Origin of the sequence: uncultured Capnocytophaga sp. (genome assembly GCF_937936315.1) — a bacterium.
Lineage (GTDB): Bacteria > Bacteroidota > Bacteroidia > Flavobacteriales > Flavobacteriaceae > Capnocytophaga.
Genome location: NZ_CALGWU010000057.1, coordinates 83,789 through 103,126, shown reverse-complemented (window position 1 = coordinate 103,126; position 19,338 = coordinate 83,789). Strand labels below are relative to the sequence as shown.

The following is a 19,338-nucleotide window of genomic DNA, read 5'->3' as shown; positions in this document are numbered from 1 at the left end:
GATTATGGTTATTCAAATACGTTCCAACAATCCTCACTTATTGGATGTTCTCAATAAAAACCCCAATACTGATTTTGGTATCTACGCCAAATCCCTTCGCAATGGGCAACTCATAGGTAATGCGGTAAATGCGCATCAGTATGATGTAGTTTTCCAAGATACTCGTTACAGTTATCTACCTGAAGAGAGCAACCAAATTGATTTCCAAAGCTATTGTTCGCCTTTGGTAATCTTGCATTGTTGCAACGAATTTTTCAAAGACCAATTGCAGGAAAAAGAATCTTATTTCGAGCAGGAAATCAAATGGTTGGGCAAAAAGCGCAGTGAGGTGGATAACCAGCCGTGTACTATTGAGGTTAAAAACCTCTATATCAATTCTTCTTGGTACAGTGGCGGACGTTTTTTAATGGAACGTTATTTCAAAAATTGCCAAATCACACCTCTTATCGGTAATAATGTAGCCCTTAAAATAGAAGGAAAAACCATTTTTGAGGCGCTCAACTTGCTCAGCTTTATAGCTGTGATTACGCATATTACCAATGAATATGGCGAATATACTTACATAGACGACTTTTTTGCACAGAAATACGCGCGTATCCTCACCAATATAGACGATGTGCCTTATTTTGTGTTCTATCTCTTTATCAAACGTGCTGTGAAAAGCGAACGCCAACTCAATGAAATTAAACCTGCTTTCGAGGCGTATTTCAAAGCTAAAGGACTTGATATTGAGTTCCAATTTACCGATACTCACGGTAGCCGTATGGAGTTTGCGGTGAAGGAGTTTGGTTTCGACTTTCCTATTTTGGATATTGGTTGTGGTGAACTGAAATATTATCGTCGTTTTATGCGCAAGAACTACAACTATAACCACCCTTATTTTGCAACTGATATAGACCCTGCTGTAGCCGAGTATGCCAAAAGTCTTTCTTACAAAATGGAGACTGACAACCTTGTGTTCCTGCGTAGTTTAGATGATTTTGCATACCAAAAACCGGTGAATATCCTCCTTACCGAAGTGATTGAACACAACACTCCTGCCGATGCTAAGGCTTTGGTAGAAAGATGTTTGCAAATCCCTTTCCACAAGATAATTATCACCACCCCCGATAGCAGGTTCAACAAGTATTATTTTGATGACCCTCAGAACGCTATCCGCCACGACGACCACCATTTTGAGTGGAATGACGAGGAGTTTCGCGCTTTTATCAGCGAGGTGCTCGCACCTTATCCTCAGTACGAAGTGCGCTATGTAGGTATAGGCGATAAAATCAATGGCGTATGCCCCACCCAAGCCGCTGTGATCGTTAATTCTTAATTGTTACTTCTTACTCGTTACCTGAATAATGGAGTCTTTAGTAACTTTGTATAGGGCATTCTTTTCGAGAATAGGATGCCATTTTCGAAACATATAGAACTGTCTATTAGCAATAGTTTTTACGTATTTGCCCGCAGGCACACACAAACTTACTTTCACTTCTTGATTTCTAAACACATTGCCTTTTTTCAGTGTATAATGGTTAGGAAGCTCTATTACATTCTTGTTAAACTCTATAGGAAACTCTAACCGAGAAGCGTTCTCGGTAGCCTCACTCACAGTTCTTCCTTTAGATTTTTTAGTGATTAAAAGGTAGGGTACTGAATCGTTAGTGGTTTGTATATCAGTAAAGTATACGTTATTTCTCAAATCAATTCCCCTTTCGTGTAGTGATACAAATCCATCGTAAGGTGTAGAGGTTTTTTCACTGATAAACAAAGTATCGGTGGTAGAGGTGATGGGTATTTTTGTTTCTACTTTACCTGCTGTTACAAATTCTTTACCTACACTTCCTAATACGGTGAGTAAAAGCATTATCCCTACCACTAAACAGAGCACATTAGCTACTACCCACGCTTTAGGCGTACGAAATCCTTTGGTAAAAAGTTTAAGAGCTAATAACAATATTAATGAGATAGGCACTAACAACAGTAAACCTGAAGCGAGGTACAATACAACAACTTGCCATTGATGTGCCAATAGATAAGGTAAGTAATCATTCAGGGTAAGCAGGGTAACACCGCCAGCAATAGTTGCGCCAAAGATACTGATAATCGTACCTATAAGTGCTATAAACAGAGGAATACATATCACTATAGCTATGAAATAGAAAACACCTTTGAGTAACATAAAGAAAAAGTTACTTCGTTGAGGAGATGTTATTGCTGTATCCGAACTTTTTAAAGAATGAACCTCTTCAGTAGCCAAAGTAGGATTTTTAAGTACTGCCGCTAAGATAAAATAGCCGATAATTGCCAATACACCCATTTGATGAAAAATAGGCAAAGAAAATAAAACTACTGCTACATAGGCAATGCGTAACCAAGTGCTATTGATAGATAGATAAAGAGCAAGTCCCCCTAAAACTCCCGCTATTTTCTTGTCAGTAAGGCTTTTCGTCCACTCTCTTCTCTGTGGAGGAAAGCTTGTTTTGAAGTTAGACAAGGTATCTAAATTTACTTCCTCACCTTTCATTTCAAGTTTTTCAGAAGTTGTAACAGCTGCTGGAACTACACCCCAAAAGATGAAATACAATACAATAAGGGTAGAAGTAAACGAAATGCCTTTGCCATTAACACTGAAAGCAAAAAAAGAAATATTAGCAAAAATGAGTAAAGCAAAAACAATACGCAGTAACGTAACGTCCCATTTAAAATAATGACTGATGCCTGAAAGTACACCACCTAATTTTTTGTCATCTATATCTCTGTAGAGTTTTCTACCTTTAAAAGAGTTAGAAAACTGAGGTGTAGAGGCACTATTTTCCTCATCATCAACGTATTGTTCAGGACGACCTAAAACGCTTATTAGGTATTGAATATCTTGGCTGATAACCACTTCACGTCCTTTCATTTGCTCTTTGAGCAGTTCAGCCATACGCTGTTCAATGTCGTATAGAATTTCGTCTCTATCGGCATTGGTACTTAGATGTTTATGCACCTCAACAAGATAGGTGTTGAGAGCGTTGTAGGCAGTTTCTTCAATTGTAAAAGAAAAACCACCCAAACTGATGTTTTTTACTTTATCCATAATCTAAATGAGTTTGTTTATCATAGTTTGTAATTCACGCCACGCTTTTACAGTTTCTTCAAGAAAGCGTTTACCTCCTTCGGTAAGCACATAGTATTTGCGTGGAGGTCCCGAGGTCGATTCTTTCCATTGGTAGGCGAGTAGTCCGGCATTCTTCAATCGGGTGAGAAGTGGGTAGAGTGTACCTTCTACCACAATCATATCAGCAGATTTGAGAGCATCTATAAGGTCGGATACATAGGCTTCTTTACTTTTGTTGATAGCCGAGAGTATGCACATCTCTAAGATACCCTTGCGCATTTGGGTTTTAATTTTTTCAGTATTGATTTCTTCCATAATTCTGTAGATTTATCAAATCGAGGGCAAAGTTATGGTAAAAAATAGTAATATGCAATACATAGTACTAATTTTTTTTTGATAATTCTCAATAGAGTAGGGGGAGGTAATTAAGTAAGTAATTGAATATATGTTTTTATAAGGTTCTAAAGCGTAGTGATTAAATTAGAGATTTTTTAAAATTTCTTACCTCTTACCTCTTATCTCTTACCTAATTAAAGTCTGTATCAGGGAATCCCAATAAATATACTTGTTGTTTGGCGCGGGTAAGGGCTGTGTACAGCCAGCGGTAGTAACTTTCGTCAATTACGTAGTCTTCAGGGAGGTAAGGTTTTTCAATAAAAATAACATCCCATTGTCCCCCTTGACTTTTATGGCAGGTGATAGCGTAGGAGAACTTCACTTGTAAAGCGTTGAAGTACGGATTTTCTTTCAGTTGTTGGTGCTTTTTGTACGATGAAGGTTCATCGTAATAATCAGCGAGCACCTCTTCGTAAAGTCGTTGGTTTTCAGCGGGAGTAAGGGCAGGCGATTCGCTGTAAAGGGTGTTAAGGAGAATTACAGTATCAAAAGGCGGTTGGTTAGGGTAATCAATGAGTTGTGCAGAAACTTCAGCAAATCTAAAACCGTATTCTTCGTAAAAACTATAAATATGGAGCACCTCTATAATGTCACCATTGGCAATAAAACTCACTTCGGGGTTGTTTTTACACCAAAAATAATTGTTTTTCACGACCATTAGTAGGTCACCAGCAGCTATTTCATCTTCTATATCAAGGATCGTGCGGCGTATATAGGCATTCCATCCCACAGCACGCTTGTTAGAGCGCACAATAATAGCAGTTTCCTCACTTCCGTAAAGCTCGTAACTCTCATTGATAGCATCGGCAATTTCTTCACTACCCGTGAGTCGGGTTACATCGGGATTTTTGAGGTTGAACAGAAAATCTGGTGATTTAGCTTGTCCGAAAAGCGTTTTGCGCAGGCGGGTAGCATTGCGCAAAATCCCCGATTTGTTTTTTTGGCGTAGCACCTCAGTGAGGGTAGTGGAGAGCACTTCTTTGTTGTATTGATATTCTAAATGACTCACACTCAACGCCGGACTCACCTCAGTACCTATCGGAGGAAGCTGAGCTGTATCACCTATCAGTAGTAGCTTGCAATTTTTGCCCGAGTAGACAAAGCTCATCAGGTCGTCTATATCGGCGAGCATCGATGCCTCATCTACTATAAATAAGGTATTGTAGTGTTTATTGGCACGCAGTTTGAAAGATATTTCAGTGCCCGTAGCAGTGCTGTAGTAGATGTATTTATGGATAGTGAAAGCTTGATTCTTAGCAAAATGCGACATCACTTTCGCAGCACGACCAGTAGGTGCCAAAAGTACCGCTTGGTGGTGTATCAAAGGAAGTGCTGCTATAAGGCAGCGAGTGATAGATGTTTTTCCTGTACCTGCAAACCCTTTTAACAAAAATAGCTTTTCTGCAGCATTAGCATCAAAAAGATAGTTGGTGAGCATTTGCAAGGCAACTTCTTGTGAGGGGGTAGGGGTATGTTTAAACGCCTGAAAGAGAGCGTTGAGAAAGGCTTTTTCATCCATCGTAAAAAGTATTGAGCGCACAAAAATATAAAAAAAAAGTTAAAATAATTTTTTAGTTTCAAAAAAAGATTGTAGTTTTGCGCTATGCCAGTCAAAAAAAAATTTATTTAATATAATATTAAAACGATGAAAAAAATCTTACAAATTGCATTTTATCTATTAGGATTCGTGTTCTGCTTCCTAATTTACAGATCTATCACAGGTCCTATTGAATTTAACAAAATTAAGGAAAATCGCTACACTGAGGTGATCAAAAAGTTGAAGGACATTCGCAATGTTCAAGATGCTTATTTAAAAATTAATGGTGTTTACGCTAAAAATTTCGACGAACTTACTAAGTTTGTAGAAAATGCACGCTTTACCATCACTTCTCAACGCGATACTAGCTGGGTAGAGTTCGACAAAGGTTTTAACATTGACGTGATGCGTCAAGGAGTGCGTATTGATACCTTAGGATATGTATCAGTAAAAGATTCCTTGTTTAAAGACGACCCTCGTTACAAAACTATGGGCGATTTGCCTACTTTTAAAGGCGTACCCGCTGGTAAATTTATAATGGAAACTGGTGTGATTACTGATAAAAATGATGTTAAATCATCAGTATTCCAAGTGTATGTAGCTAAAGAAGATATACTAAAAGGTTTAGATAAAGATTTAGTTGCTAAAGAAATTCAAAAAACCTCTGTAGAAGATGTAAGAGGACCTAACATTCAAGTAGGTTCACTAAAAGAAATTACCGTAAATGGTAACTGGCCAACTTCTTATGACGCAAAAATCGCAAAAGAATAAACAATTAGAAACGTATTTCAAGGAATTGTCCATTCAAATCAACTTGGATGGACTTTCTTTTTGTGTGTTTAACCCTGTGCTCGCCTGCGTAGAGTCTATTTATAACTTCCCCGTGAATTTTAACTATAAAACACAGGACGAAATAAACGATCAAGTAGAGCGTGTGATCAAAAGTGAAGAAGACCTTCGCCAAGATTTCAATACTATCAGGGTTCTACACAATACCCCTATTTTTACCCTTATACCTCAATCCTTGTATGGCGGTAAGGACGAAGTGCTAGACTATCTTAAATACAGTGTCGATATACATAATGTAGCTCCCAATACAGTAGAAATTGACAAAATACTTTCCGTAGAAACTCTAAATGCTTATGTCCCTAACACATTTGTAAACAACGCTTTGTTAGCTTATTATGGACGATTCTCCTATCAACACTTCGCTACCTCTCTGTTGAAAATGTTCCTCAAACACTACTCTTCTCACCCTTTAGAGGTGATGTATATCTATGCCGAAGTAGGGTCTTTCTATTTTGTAGTCTTCAAAAATAAAAAATTATACTACTTCAATCGATTTACCTATGAAACTATAGAAGATTTTTTATACTACATCCTATTTTCTATCGAACAACTAGATATCAATACCGAGCAAGTTCCCATTTACATTACTGGTGAAGTAGATCCTACCGCTCTTTTCTATAGCAAAATAAAATACTACGTGCGATATATATATCTTATAAAATATCACAAGCAACACTTTGCCGTCGGAATGGATGAACAACTCATCCGTAGAAATTTTGTGATCGCTCATTCTTTTTAACCTAATCCTATGAAATTATCGAACGTATTTATCAATGCATTAAAATTAGTACAAGCTACTTTTGCCACGCACTTTTTGGGAGCCCTCATTTTATTTGTAGTGGTTTTTACAGTATACGCTTTGTTACTCACAACACTTTGGGGAATGCCCATAGAGGGAATTGTAGAACTTAGCAAAGACCCCGAAAGATTGACAACCTATGTAAATCAGCCTCATTTCCTGATAAAATTTTGGTTTTTCAGTCTGCTGGTTGATGCTATTATTACTCCTTTTACAGCAGGGGTTTACAAAAATTACGCCGAGGTGATAGGAGGCAGCCGTCCTTCCTTCCGCAACCTTTTTGCTTACTATCACATGCGTGAAACCAATGATATTTTAGGACACGTGATTTTGCAAATGTGCTTAAAAACCTTAGTGTCAGTAGGTGCTATCGCTATAGGAACAGCCGCTTTAGGCTTAGCGCTTACCACTATCATATCCTTAGTGTTTGTACTCACTGTTCCCATTATCGTATTGGAGGGAAAATCGCTTTTCAGAGCAATGGGACATAGTTACCAACGGATAATGACAGCACCTTTTACAGCCCTTATCGTTACCGCCTTTGGAATGGTATGCTTATTGATAGGGCTTTTTTCCTTTGGAATAGGAGTAACAGTCACTTATTCTTATTTGTTAGCAGGCATTTTTAGTATCTATCAAGCGACAAGTAATAAATAAGTAAATTAATAAGAATCTATGAAAAAAGTAATGTTTTTAGGGCTCTTAGCTATGGGCTCTCTATCGTTGAACAGTTGCAACGAATTGCAACAAGTTTTGAATAACACTTCACAAGGTGGAAGTGGTTTTAACGTGGCCAGCGGTCTCAAGCAAGCGCTTGAATTGGGCGTGAGCAATGGGGTAGACCTATTGAGCAAGGACGGTGGTTATTTTAAAGACCAAGCGGTGCGTATCCTTTTGCCCGAAGAACTCCAAAAAGTAGATAAAACCTTGCGTTCTATCGGCTTGGGGTCTTTGGCAGACCAAGGACTTAAAGTGCTGAACGAAGCTGCCGAAAATGCGGTGAGTCAGGCAAAGCCTATTTTTCTTTCGGCTATACAAAATATGACCTTTACTGATGCGATGAACATCCTCAAAGGTGATAATACTGCCGCCACTACCTATTTAAAAAATACTACTTATAACTCATTGGAAAACGCTTTTTCTCCTAAAATCCAATCTTCTCTTAGCCAAGTAGGAGCAGATAAAGTTTGGGAAAATATTATCAATAAATATAACCAAATCCCATTGGTGAAACCTATTGAGGCAAATCTTACTAAATACGTTACACAACAAGCTATCAATGGACTGTTCGTGAAAGTTGCCGATAAAGAAAAAGAAATACGCACCAATGTAGCAGCACGCACTACTCCTTTGTTGAAATCAGTATTTGCGATGCAAGATAAGTAAATGTTTGCTATCTGGCATCCAGAAAATACAAAAGCTGTTTGATTCCTCAAACAGCTTTTTTGTTTTATCTTTATAAAAAACTATATTTGCACTTTCATACTAAAAAAATAACCTTATGTTCAATACCCCCTATGAATCAGCTCCCTTTTCTCAATTTACTCCTACCGATTATCTACCAGCTATTAAGAAAGCTATCGCCGAAAGCCTTGCTCAAATCAATAGTATTACACAAAATCCTGAACCTGCTACTTTTAAAAATACAGTAGAAGCCTTGGCTTACACAGGCTTAGAACTCGACCGACTTACGGCTATGTTCTTCAACCTCAACAGTGCCGAGACTAATGATGCCCTGCAAGCCGAAGCCCAACGCATCTCGCCCCTGCTTACTGACTACGGCAATGATATACGCCTGAATGAAGCCCTCTTCAAGCGTGTAAAAGCAATCTATAACCAGCGTGAGCAGCTTTCACTAACAGCTGAACAACAAACGCTCTTAGAGAAAACTTACAAAAGTTTTACTCGTAATGGCGCGAATTTGTCACTTGATGACAAAGAGCGTTTGAGAAAAATAGACAAAGACTTAGCCACACTCAAACTAAAATTCTCCGAGAATGTACTTTCTGAAACCCAACATTACCAATGGGTGATTACCGATAAAGATACGCTCAGTGGGCTACCTGATTTTGTCCTTGAAATGCTCGCGCAAGAAGCCAAAAAACGCCATACCCAAGGCTGGGTCATTACCCTCGATTTACCTGTATATACTGCGGTAATGAAATATGCTGATAACCGCGACTTGCGTCAGAAACTCTTTACTGATTATCACAGTCGTTGTGCAGGAGAGAGTGCCTATAACAATGAAGACAATGTGTTGCATATTGCCGAATTACGACAAGCACGCGCCTCTTTGTTAGGTTACCCTAATTATGCTACTTTTGCTTTAGAAGAACGTATGGCAGAAACCCCCGAAAAGGTGATAGCTTTCCTCAACGAACAGTTAGCAAAAGATAAACCTCAAGCACTTAAGGAATTAGAAGAACTCAAAACCTTCTCTGGTCTCACCGATTTTCAGCAGTGGGATTTTGCTTATTATGCCGAAAAACTCAAACAAGAACGCTACCAAATAGACGATTCGCTCCTCAAACCTTATTTGGCATTAGACAAGGCAGTGCAAGGAATGTTTGCGGTGGCACACAAACTTTACGGCTTGCACTTCACTCTTACCGATGAGGTAGAAAAATACCACCCCGAAGTACAAACCTACAAGGTAACCGATGAAAACGGTAACTATCTTGCCCTTTTCTACACTGATTTTTTCCCTCGTGCAGGTAAACGCAATGGGGCGTGGATGACCTCGTACAAGGAGCAGTATAGAGACGAACAGGGTAACGATTCTCGTCCGCACATCTCTATAGTGTGCAACTTCACCCGCCCAACAGATACCGCTCCTTCTTTGCTCACATTCAATGAGCTAACAACTCTCTTTCACGAGTTTGGGCACGCCCTTCACGGAATGCTTTCTAAGGTAACCTATCCCTCGCTCAGTGGTACCAATGTAGCCCGCGATTTTGTGGAACTCCCCAGTCAGCTGATGGAAAATTGGTGTTATGAAGAAGAAACTTTGCGCCTTTTTGCCACTCATTACCAAACGGGTGAGCCTCTGCCTATAGAATGGGTGAAGAAAGTAAAAGCTGTTGAAGATTTTATGAAAGGCATTTTGAATGTACGTCAGTTAAATTTTGGATTTTTAGATATGGAGTGGCATACCTATCCTCATTTGGAACGCCTTGAAGATGTTCGCACTTTTGAACAGACAGTTACCAAAGCAACGCAACTCTATCCACCTATTGATGTGATGTGTATTTCTCCTGCTTTCTCACATATTTTCAGTGGAGGTTATGCCGCAGGCTATTACAGCTACAAATGGTCGGAAGCCTTAGAGGAAGATGCTTTGGAAATATTTAAAGAAGCAGGCTTTTTCAACAAAGCAGTAGCTACGCGTTTCCGCAAAGAAATCCTCGAGAGAGGTAGTAGCGAAAAGGAAAGTATTCTCTATAAACGTTTCCGAGGATAAGATGCAGTGCCCCTGCTTACTATGTTTGCCATATCAAATAAATAATCAAATTCAATAATAAAAAATCAAAAACAAAAATGAATCAAGCACTCATCACCGCCATTGCTGAAGGTAATTTCTCAGCAATCCTAAACATTACAAGCCAGCTCACCGATAGTGAGCGTTATAGCACCATCACTGCTATCAAAGCATTAGATCCCTATTCGGAAAAAGATTTCCCAAGAAAAAATATTGATAAGAAAGATATTTACCGCCATAAACCCCTAGTATCCGAAGCTCTTAATTACGCCCTTATCACTATGGTACGTGAAGAAAGCGATATTGCCAAAGTGATGATTAATAAAGAAAATTATTATGGTGAAATTTATCAAGTAACTCCTTATGTTATCTTGGGTTCTTACTATTTTGAACCTGTAATCAAGTACTTTACACAGTTTCCGCCAGATTACTATATCAAAGAAGTGCTCAAAGAACGCTACAACAAAGAAATTAACGGACTTTCTTTTGGATTCCAATGGTATTTCTATAAAAAAGGATGGATTCCCTTTGAAGAAGAGCGTTTTGTAAAAAACCTTCTTGAGGTCTCTATGTTCAACCGCTATGTAACCGCCGATGTAAACTTCCTCTTGCAAAACCCCGAAGCCATTGAAAAAATACTTTTGCAGCTTTATCGTATTGAAACCAAAGTGCTTGACCTTTCCAAATGGGAAAGCGATGATACTTTGCGCAAGACCAATAGCTGCGGGTCGGCTAAGGTAACTACCTACTGGGACGAAGTATTTGAATTATTGGTGCATTATGGCTACCAAATTCCTCGTAGTTTTGTAGGGCAGCTCTTGGAGTCACTACTCAACCAATGGAAGAAACCCCACCTTGATTGGCATTGTCGTTTGCTCAAATGGCTTGCCCCTACCCAAGAGGAACTTTTGGCTCATCAACAAACGTTCTTTGCCGTTTTAGGCACTGGAGTAGGTAGTGTGGTAAAGACCGTTATGGAATACATCGTCTCTATTGCCAATGCGCCACAGTTTGATTTTGAGAGCTTTATGCAACAATTCCCGCTCGCCTTTACCGTAGAAAAACAACCTAAAGCACTCCTTCAAGGAGTGGAAATCTTGGCAAAGGAGTTCAAAAAACACCCTCCTACCGATACCAGCTACCGTGAACAATTAGCAGTCCTCTTCACCCAGCCCGATGTAAAACTACAAGAAGCTGTAGCTGAACTACTCAGCACCTATTTCAACCAAGAAGGTCTCCCCGAAGTCATTGCACCTTACCGCGATTACCTAAAAGGCAAAGCTCAAGACCTCCTTGCAACTCTAAGTCCATCGGAATCATCCGCCCCGTCCGACTTGTCCGACAGCTCAGCCTCGTCAGAGAACTCCCAAACTGCCTGTGCGGCTCGCACTGCCTGTGCGGCTCGCACCCTGACACCTATTCCCTGTCCCCTGACACCTGAAAATCTCCTCTTCCTCCTTGGTGATTGTATCCGCGAGAAATCAGCCGCTACTATTGATGTTTTCTTTGATGCGCTGGTACGCTTGCAAGACCAAATCCCCGCGGATTATGCTGAGCAGATAAAGCCCTACCTCAAGCAGCTTCTCGCTCGGGAGTGGTTTGTGGGAACGATGCCACTATTGTACCACTTTTTAGACTCTTGGAGTAACCAAAGCCCCACACCCCTTGTATATGATACCGACAAGGAATGGAAAGAAATTCAAAAACTCTACAAAGAAGATAAATATACACAAGCCGACAAACTTGGTAGAATAAGAGCGATACACAAAGGTGCTAATCAAGCACAGCAGACTTTCCCTTATCTGTTTAATAAAATAGCACGTACACTCCAAAAGCTCAAAGAGAAAGACACCTTGCCTTTCCTTTCTACCCCTACACACGAACCTTTCTATATAGAGGCGGAAGTGTTGGTGGATAAACTCTTGCAATACGAAGGTCAAGGCAAAGCCCCCGATTTCGATGACCTGATTGTCGCCTGCAACCGCCTGCTCTTTTGGGAGGTTTCGGCAGCAGCCAAAGAAAAAGCCCAACAGCTCAAAGGCGACTATGCTCCTGCTATTCAGTATTACTTAGGTCTTACTGATAAGATACAATTAAACGAAGCACTTCTACCGCTATGGACGCAAATCACCCGCCTAAAACACCCCGATGAGGAGTTCAAAGTATTTGAAAATACTCAGGCAAAGAATATCCTTAGCGTGGTGAAGCCTTTCTATATCCGTTATGGTTGGGAGAAAAGAACTTATGCCAATGGCGAAGTAAGCGAAGAGTTCACCTATCACTGCAATCATTATTACAAATACAAGAATAAGAAAAGCCGTCCTGCCCTTTACAACTATTACAATGCCAATGAAGGGGAACACACTTCGGCTCAAGAGGCAGAGTATAAACTAAGCCTCAACCCACATTATCCCGATGCGATATTGTGTGCTTACATAGCGCTCTGGGCAACGATGAATGAGGCAGACCAAGTGCGCGATATGACTTTGCCTTTGGAAGCTGTTTTGCGCTATGACCTGCGTGTACGCCACAGCGGTTGGCTGTATATAGGCGCGTGTTTGCTTTTTGAAAAACGCCCCTCACGTGATTTAGCGTATGAATATATTTGTCAGGCGATTGCTCGTGGTGAAGACCTAACTCACTTGAAAACTTACCTTGCCAATGTACTCGCTTGGGATTATCTGCCTATACCGCGCTTTATAGAATTCCTCGACCGCCCTAATCCGCCAGCGGTAAAAGCCTTTGGCAAGGAAGTAGTGGAACTCTATTTAGAAGAAGTGAAGAAGCAGGACAAACTCCCGCGCAATCACAAAAAGTTAGCAGCTTTTAATGATTAATCACTATTCACTTTTCACTTTTAATTTTTTACTATGGAAGAAATAACACAAGGAGAATTGCTTCTCTACCAAGATGAAAATGGCAGTACCCAAATAGAAGTACGCCTTGAAAATGAAAATGTTTGGCTCACACAAGCACAGTTGGTAACCCTCTACCAATCAAGTAAAGCCAATGTAAGTGAGCATATCAAACACATCTTTGAAGAAGGTGAATTAGAAGAAATAGCAGTTGTTCGGAAATTCCGAACAACTGCTACTGATGGCAAAAATTATAATACAGCTTTCTATAATCTTGATTTGATTATCTCTTTAGGTTATCGTATTAAGAGCCATATTGCTACAAAATTTAGGATATGGGCTACTCAACGACTCAAAGAGTATATCATCAAAGGCTTTGTTATAGATGATAATCGTTTGAAACAGAATGCAGGGGGCAACTATTGGTATGAACTTCTAAATCGTATTCGCGACATTCGTTCCTCCGAAAAAGTGTTGTATAGGCAAGTGCTTGATTTGTATGCTACCAGTGTAGACTATGACCCTCGTACTCCTGAATCTATTAGATTTTTTAAAATTGTACAGAACAAACTGCATTATGCTGCTCACGGACATACAGCTGCTGAGGTAATCTACGAACGTGCCGATAGTGATAAACCTTTTATGGGACTTACCGTTTTTGCAGGTGATCACCCTTCGCTAAAAGAAGTAGTAATTGCTAAAAATTACCTAACGGAAGAGGAACTCAAAGTACTCAATAATTTAGTTTCTGGGTATTTTGATTTTGCCGAAATACAAGCAATGAAGCGAAAACCGATGTATATGGCAGATTATATCAAACAATTAGACAATATTCTTTCGGCAACAGGAGAACAAGTATTGCAAAATGCAGGAAAAGTAACTCATCAAGAAGCTATTGAAAAAGCAACTACTGAATTTAAGAAATATCAAGTCAAAACCTTATCAGCTGTAGAACAAGATTATCTAAAAACCCTAAAATCTTTAGAGAAGAAGCTAACGAATTAAGTAATTATTTCAATAACTTGACCTCGTGCAATAATCACTATTCACATTTATTTTTTACTATGGAAGAAAACTTACTTTCTGCCATTAAGGCACACGATTTTACCGCTATACGCAATATTTGCTTTGGTCTTTCTGAGGAAGAGCGCAATGACCTTATACATACCTTGCAAACAGCCCGTTGGGAACAACTATATCACAATACTCAAAATAAAGCTCCTCGCTTGGCTTTAGAAGAAAGAAATTATTTTTCGTATTCACTTTTATGTCTTTGTAGGACAAGTGAAGAATTGAAAGAAATAAAGTTGTCAGGAGAAACATTTTCTTCTAATGATCAGATGATACTCTATATGAGTAGAATTCACTTTTCAGAGATATTGAATTTGATAGTAACCCAAGAAGGAAAATACCTCATTACTTTGTTCAAATCTTTTTCTGAAGAAGATTTGCTAAATGAATTTACTTTTAAGATTCTTTGGACTCTTTATCAAAAGGGTATTATTGCCTATAATGAAAATCTTTTTATAGAAAAATTCTTCTTTTGGAACAATAAGCATATTACCGATGAACCTTTTGTAAATTTCTTATTAGAAAACAAGGAAATCAGTAAGAAGATTTTTGCCGTAGTACCCCAACATATCACCCAAGAGGTACCCTATCCTTCTGATGCTTGGAAAGAGTTGTACCATATTTTGCAAGCTAAAGGATATTTCGCAGACCGTAGTATAGTAGGTAGTCATATAGAGGCATTACTAAATCCTTACAAAAAGAATGTGCTTGACTTTTATTGCCGTATTATTGAAACATTAGAGCCTACTCCGCAAGAGCTTTTATCTCATCAAAGCACCTTTTTTGCCCTCCTTAGTAGTGACAAGACATCGGTGGTGAACTTTGTGATGAAACTCATCAAAGAGATATCCAGCGAAAAAGACTTTGACTTCCAAGCCTTTGCCGACAATTTTGCCCTGTGTTTTGCTACCCAAAAAATAGCCAAATCACAACTCATAGGTTTGGATATTTTAGCAAAGCATTACAAAAAACAACCTCCTATAAATATAGAATATCGTGAGCAATTAGCGGTACTCTTCACTGTGCCTGATGTAAAACTCCAAGAGAAAGTCGCTAGCTTGCTAACCACTTATTTTGGAGGAGAGGGATTAGCAGAGGTAGTAGCACCCTATCAGGATTACCTAAAAGGAAAAGCCCAAGACCTTCTTGCAACTCTAAGTCCATCAGAAAATTCAGAGAACTCCGAAAATTCTCAAACTGCCTGTGTGGCTCACACCTCCCAAACTGCCTGTGCGGCTCGCACTCCTCATACTTGGGACGATCTGCTCTTCCTTATTGGCGATTGCATTCGTGAGCGTTCGCCTCTTGCTTTAGATCTTTTCTTTGAGGGCTTGAACCAATTGCAGGCGCAAATTCCCAAAAATTTCTCTCAGCAGATAAGTCCCTACCAAAAGCAGTTGGGCGACCAGCCTTTTGAGTTCACCACTTACCGAAAATGTATGCGCTGGGTGATCGATGTTTGGGAGGGCAAAGCCACACTCTCTGATGATGTTTTTGGCAGAAAACTCTATAACCCTGTGCCTTTCCTCCGTGATAAAACTAAGCGACTGCTACTAAAACTCAAGCAAGGCAACTCGCTTCCCTTTGTGAGTACCCCCACCCATACTCCTTTTTATATAGATGCACAGACATACTTGGAGCGCATTATCCAATATGAAAAAGCTGGCAAAACGCCTATGTTAGAAGATGTTATCGTGGGGCTTAACCGCTTGCTGCCTACGGAAGTTACTGAGGAGCAAAAGCAATTAGCCCTTTCACTCACAGGTGAGTATGCCACTGCCTTGCAATATTACTTTGAGGTAAACAAGCAAATAGCTGTAACTGATGCTACGCGAGTACTCTGGGGGCAAGTGTTACGCCTAAAAGACGTTGATGGGGTATTTTCGGATTTAGAAATCCCACAAAAAACTAACTTACAAGGCTTGGTACGTCCGTTTTATCTGAAATACGAAGTGAAGCCTACCAAAATTAACGGTGTAGAACGGAATAAAATTATTTTGGAGGACAATTGGGATAAAACTTACGCCACTTATGTGTATTACAACGAGTTTGAAGCCAATTATTACAATGTATCGCCGATGAGCAAGGGGAAAGATGAGGATATTGACTATCAACTCAGTGTGAACCCACGCTATATAGATGGTTGGCTGTGCAAATACCTACTCACTTATGCCCAAGGAGTGGACGGGGAATCCCTCACTGAAGCTACCCGTGTGATGAGTCTGCTTTTGCAACACAACTTGCCTATTTATCACGGTGGTTGGCTGATGGTCGCCACTTGTCTTTTAGCCGAAAGAAAACCCCTGCGCGATCTGGCTACTGAGTATATCCTTTTAGTACTCCAAAGAGGAGAAACACTCACCTACCTTACCGAAGCCATCGGGACGCTCTTAGCTCATAAGTACGCCCCTATCGCCCGCTTTGTGGAGTTCCTCGACCTCCCTACCCGCGACCCCAAAGTAAAGGCTTTCCAAAAAGCGGTAGTAGAAGCCTATTTACCTTTGGCTGAAAAACAAGAAAAGAAACCTACCAACCATAAGAAGTTAGCTAGTTTTTTGATTAACTAATAATTATAATAGTAAAAAGTACCTTATGAACAAAGAACTTATCTCAGCCCTTAAAAATGAAAATTGGGTAGAAATCCGCTGTATTGCCTTTGCCCTTTCCGAACAGGAAAAAACACAAATCAAAAAACAAACCCAGCACAAAGATTGGGAGAATATATTCGAGAAAAAGCATCTTAGCTACGAAATCGAGTATATCATCACCTATCTGATGATGTGTGTATGCCATAGTGTAGAAGAACTGCTAAGTGTAGAAAAGCAGTTGAATTTCACTTCTGTAAAGAGTTTTCATACACGTATTAAGTATCCTCTTTTCTTTTTAAATTCTCAGCACTCCCAAGCCTTTATGGAGCTTATCCATACCCCCGAAGGGGCATATATGATAAAGGGTGCCCAACAGGTTTTTGAGCAATCCCCACGTAGTTTTTCTATCGAAATACTCTTAGCCCTCTACACAGAGGGGATAATCCCTTTCAATGAGGAGATTTTTGTCAAAAACTTATATGATATCGAGTACAGCCGTATGCAAGAAGCCAAAGCAGCTGAGGTACTCCTCCAGTATCCTGAGTTGGCAACGCGCGTGATTCCTCATACAGCTAAGTATATAGATTATGTTATTAGTAGTGGTTTGGAATGGCAAAAAGTCTTTACCCTGCTTTGTAAGAAAAATTATTTCCCTGATAAGAGCTTCGTAACCAGCTTTATAGAAGTGTTGCTCAACCCTTGGAAAAAGAATGTATTAGATATGTACTGCCGTTGGATTGAGGGATTAGTACCTAACGAAGAGGAGTTGCTCCCAAGCCAACACACGCTCTTTGCCTTGCTAACCTTGGACAAATCATCACTTATCAACTTTGCGATGAAGTGCATTGCTCAAATAAGCACCCATCCCGATTTTGATTTCCAAGCCTTTGCCGATAATTTTGCATTTTGCTTTACCGTGTCCAAAATCGCTAAATCCCAACTCATAGGGATAGAAATCTTAGAAAAATACTACCAAAAACAATCCCCTACCAATCCCGACTACCGCGAACAATTAGCGGTACTCTTCACCGTCCCCGATACCCAACTCCAAGAGAAAGTAGCCACCCTCCTTACTACCTATTTTAACCACGAAGGTCTCCCCGAGGTCATTGCTCCTTACCGTGATTACCTAAAAGGCAAAGCCCAAGACCTCCTCCAATCCTTACCCTCGCCCAACTCATCAGAGAACTCCGAAAACTCCCAAACTGCCTGTGCGGCTCGCACCTCCCATAGTTCCCACAGCTCTCACACCCTGACACCTGTTCCCTTTCCCCTGACACCTGAAAATCTCCTCTTCCTCCTCGGCGACTGCCTTCGCGAACCTGCAGCTCATACAATAGATGTCTTCTTGGAGGGGCTTATCACCTTGCAAGACGACTTCCCTGCCGATTGGGCAAAGTCCCTTTCACCTTATATCAAACAGCTCACCAAGCGAATAGGCAAGGAAATCCCTACGGATATGATTCTCTTAGGAGTTTTGCGTGCGCTGATAGACAAGCGCCCTTTGGCTCTTGACCCTAAGTGTAGCTATACGTGGGAAGAACTCTGTAAAAAGCGCAAAAAACTCTCCGAAAAAGAGTTTGAAGCCTACACGCAGGATTATTATTTAGGCAATGCTCGCGAAGTCCTGCCATTCCTTTTCCGCAAGGGGCAAATGGTCATTGACTTCATCCTCCAGCACTGCTACCTGCCATTGCTCTCTACCCCTACGCACCTGCCTTTCTATATAGAAGCAGAGGTATTGGTGGATAAGCTCCTGCAATACGAAGCGCAAGGCAAATCCCCCGACCTCGACGATCTCATTGTTGCTTGCAATCGTTTGCTTTTCACAGAAGTTTCGGTAGCAGCCAAAGAAAAAGCGAGACAACTCAAAGGAGATTATGCTAAAGCTATTCAGTATTATTTAGGTCTTACAGATGAAATACAACTAACTGAAGAACTTCTGCCGCTTTGGGCGCAAATCACCCGCTTAAAACAACCCGATAGAGAGTTTCCAGAGTTTGCTGCCACTTCAGCTAAGGATATTCTGGGGGTAGTAAAACCTTTCCTAATTGACTATGGTTGGAAGGAAAATGACGGCTACAAAGAATTTACTTTTGGATACCACACCGAGTGGGTAGGGGTAAGTTATACCGACCTAAAGAATGCTTTCCCGTATCGCTATTACAATGCCAATGGTGGATGCTCACCCATCAGTACTATTTTTGAATATAAGCTAAGCCTCAACCCTCACTACCCCGATGCGATGTTGTGTGACTATATCAGCACTTGGGTTACGGGCAACGAAGTGCGTGAAATTCGCAATATGTCAGTGCCTTTGGAAGTGCTTTTGCGCTACGACATTAGGGTACGCCATAGCGGTTGGCTCTATATAGGTACGGCTTTGCTCTTTGAAAAACGTCCATCGCGGGATTTGGCGTATGAATATATCTGTCAGGCAATTACTCGCGGGGAAGACCTCACTTACCTCAAAACTTATCTCGCTCAGGCGCTCGCTTGGAACTTTTTGCCTATCACTCGCTTTATAGAGTTTCTCGATCGTCCCAATCCACCTGCTGTCAAAGATTTTGGTATAGCAGTGGTAAAGCAGTATCTCAGCATAGTAAAAGAAGATGAATTGCCTAAAAACCATAAGAAATTGGCTAATTTTCTAATTAGCTAATATGCCAATTGCCTA

General features: G+C 40.3%; 13 protein-coding genes. 10 read left to right on the top strand and 3 right to left on the bottom strand.

Annotated features, from left to right (window positions below):
- The first annotated feature begins 4 nt into the window (after nt 1–4).
- Complete coding sequence (locus Q0162_RS11395) at nt 5–1,318, top strand: hypothetical protein (RefSeq protein ID WP_297891810.1); 1,314 nt, start codon at nt 5–7, stop codon at nt 1,316–1,318.
- Nucleotides 1,319–1,321: 3 nt separating this feature from the next.
- Here the strand turns inward: Q0162_RS11395 and Q0162_RS11390 are convergent, their stop codons facing one another.
- The 3 genes from Q0162_RS11390 to Q0162_RS11380 form a co-directional block, all read right to left on the bottom strand.
- Nucleotides 1,322–3,067 (bottom strand): PspC domain-containing protein, encoded by a 1,746-nt coding sequence (locus Q0162_RS11390; protein WP_297891807.1) that lies wholly within the window; start codon nt 3,065–3,067, stop codon nt 1,322–1,324.
- Between the two features lie 3 nt (nt 3,068–3,070).
- Nucleotides 3,071–3,403 carry a PadR family transcriptional regulator gene (locus Q0162_RS11385; protein WP_009412445.1) on the bottom strand — a complete coding sequence of 111 codons (333 nt, stop codon included), beginning with the start codon at nt 3,401–3,403 and terminating at the stop codon, nt 3,071–3,073.
- A gap of 211 nt (nt 3,404–3,614) precedes the next feature.
- A complete protein-coding gene (locus Q0162_RS11380) occupies nt 3,615–5,003 on the bottom strand; it encodes an ATP-dependent RecD-like DNA helicase (RefSeq protein WP_297891803.1) in 1,389 nt (462 codons plus the stop codon).
- A 126-nt stretch (nt 5,004–5,129) separates the two neighbouring features.
- Between Q0162_RS11380 and Q0162_RS11375 the strand changes: the two genes are divergently transcribed.
- From Q0162_RS11375 to Q0162_RS11335, 9 genes are all read left to right on the top strand, one after another.
- Nucleotides 5,130–5,792, top strand: a complete 663-nt coding sequence (locus tag Q0162_RS11375) for a hypothetical protein (protein ID WP_297891800.1) — start codon at nt 5,130–5,132, stop codon at nt 5,790–5,792.
- Nucleotides 5,767–6,609 (top strand): DUF3822 family protein, encoded by an 843-nt coding sequence (locus tag Q0162_RS11370; RefSeq protein WP_297891797.1) that lies wholly within the window; start codon nt 5,767–5,769, stop codon nt 6,607–6,609. The genes Q0162_RS11375 and Q0162_RS11370 overlap by 26 nt, the downstream gene beginning before the upstream one ends.
- 9 nt (nt 6,610–6,618) lie before the next feature.
- A complete protein-coding gene (locus Q0162_RS11365; RefSeq protein WP_297891795.1) occupies nt 6,619–7,326 on the top strand; it encodes a beta-carotene 15,15'-monooxygenase in 708 nt (235 codons plus the stop codon).
- 18 nt (nt 7,327–7,344) lie between these two features.
- On the top strand, nt 7,345–8,055 hold the full coding sequence (locus Q0162_RS11360) for a DUF4197 domain-containing protein (protein ID WP_297891793.1): 711 nt from the start codon (nt 7,345–7,347) through the stop codon (nt 8,053–8,055).
- A gap of 115 nt (nt 8,056–8,170) precedes the next feature.
- A complete protein-coding gene (locus Q0162_RS11355) occupies nt 8,171–10,129 on the top strand; it encodes a M3 family metallopeptidase (RefSeq protein WP_297891791.1) in 1,959 nt (652 codons plus the stop codon).
- A gap of 77 nt (nt 10,130–10,206) precedes the next feature.
- A complete protein-coding gene (locus Q0162_RS11350) occupies nt 10,207–12,984 on the top strand; it encodes a DUF6493 family protein (protein ID WP_297891788.1) in 2,778 nt (925 codons plus the stop codon).
- A 33-nt stretch (nt 12,985–13,017) separates the two neighbouring features.
- Complete coding sequence (locus Q0162_RS11345) at nt 13,018–14,007, top strand: virulence RhuM family protein (protein ID WP_297891786.1); 990 nt, start codon at nt 13,018–13,020, stop codon at nt 14,005–14,007.
- A 59-nt stretch (nt 14,008–14,066) separates the two neighbouring features.
- Nucleotides 14,067–16,640 carry a DUF6493 family protein gene (locus Q0162_RS11340; protein ID WP_297891783.1) on the top strand — a complete coding sequence of 858 codons (2,574 nt, stop codon included), beginning with the start codon at nt 14,067–14,069 and terminating at the stop codon, nt 16,638–16,640.
- Between the two features lie 25 nt (nt 16,641–16,665).
- Complete coding sequence (locus Q0162_RS11335) at nt 16,666–19,323, top strand: DUF6493 family protein (RefSeq protein WP_297891780.1); 2,658 nt, start codon at nt 16,666–16,668, stop codon at nt 19,321–19,323.
- The last annotated feature ends 15 nt before the right edge of the window (nt 19,324–19,338 follow it).

Bases quoted from the DNA above. Each gene is read 5' to 3' on its own strand.
- Q0162_RS11370 (WP_297891797.1), top strand. From the start codon at position 5,767: ATGACGCAAAAATCGCAAAAGAATAAACAATTAGAAACGTATTTCAAG.
- Q0162_RS11345 (WP_297891786.1), top strand. From the start codon at position 13,018: ATGGAAGAAATAACACAAGGAGAATTGCTTCTCTACCAAGATGAAAAT.
- Q0162_RS11350 (WP_297891788.1), top strand. From the start codon at position 10,207: ATGAATCAAGCACTCATCACCGCCATTGCTGAAGGTAATTTCTCAGCA.
- Q0162_RS11390 (WP_297891807.1), bottom strand. From the start codon at position 3,067: ATGGATAAAGTAAAAAACATCAGTTTGGGTGGTTTTTCTTTTACAATT.
- Q0162_RS11395 (WP_297891810.1), top strand. From the start codon at position 5: ATGGTTATTCAAATACGTTCCAACAATCCTCACTTATTGGATGTTCTC.
- Q0162_RS11385 (WP_009412445.1), bottom strand. From the start codon at position 3,403: ATGGAAGAAATCAATACTGAAAAAATTAAAACCCAAATGCGCAAGGGT.
- Q0162_RS11340 (WP_297891783.1), top strand. From the start codon at position 14,067: ATGGAAGAAAACTTACTTTCTGCCATTAAGGCACACGATTTTACCGCT.
- Q0162_RS11380 (WP_297891803.1), bottom strand. From the start codon at position 5,003: ATGGATGAAAAAGCCTTTCTCAACGCTCTCTTTCAGGCGTTTAAACAT.
- Q0162_RS11335 (WP_297891780.1), top strand. From the start codon at position 16,666: ATGAACAAAGAACTTATCTCAGCCCTTAAAAATGAAAATTGGGTAGAA.
- Q0162_RS11360 (WP_297891793.1), top strand. From the start codon at position 7,345: ATGAAAAAAGTAATGTTTTTAGGGCTCTTAGCTATGGGCTCTCTATCG.
- Q0162_RS11365 (WP_297891795.1), top strand. From the start codon at position 6,619: ATGAAATTATCGAACGTATTTATCAATGCATTAAAATTAGTACAAGCT.
- Q0162_RS11355 (WP_297891791.1), top strand. From the start codon at position 8,171: ATGTTCAATACCCCCTATGAATCAGCTCCCTTTTCTCAATTTACTCCT.
- Q0162_RS11375 (WP_297891800.1), top strand. From the start codon at position 5,130: ATGAAAAAAATCTTACAAATTGCATTTTATCTATTAGGATTCGTGTTC.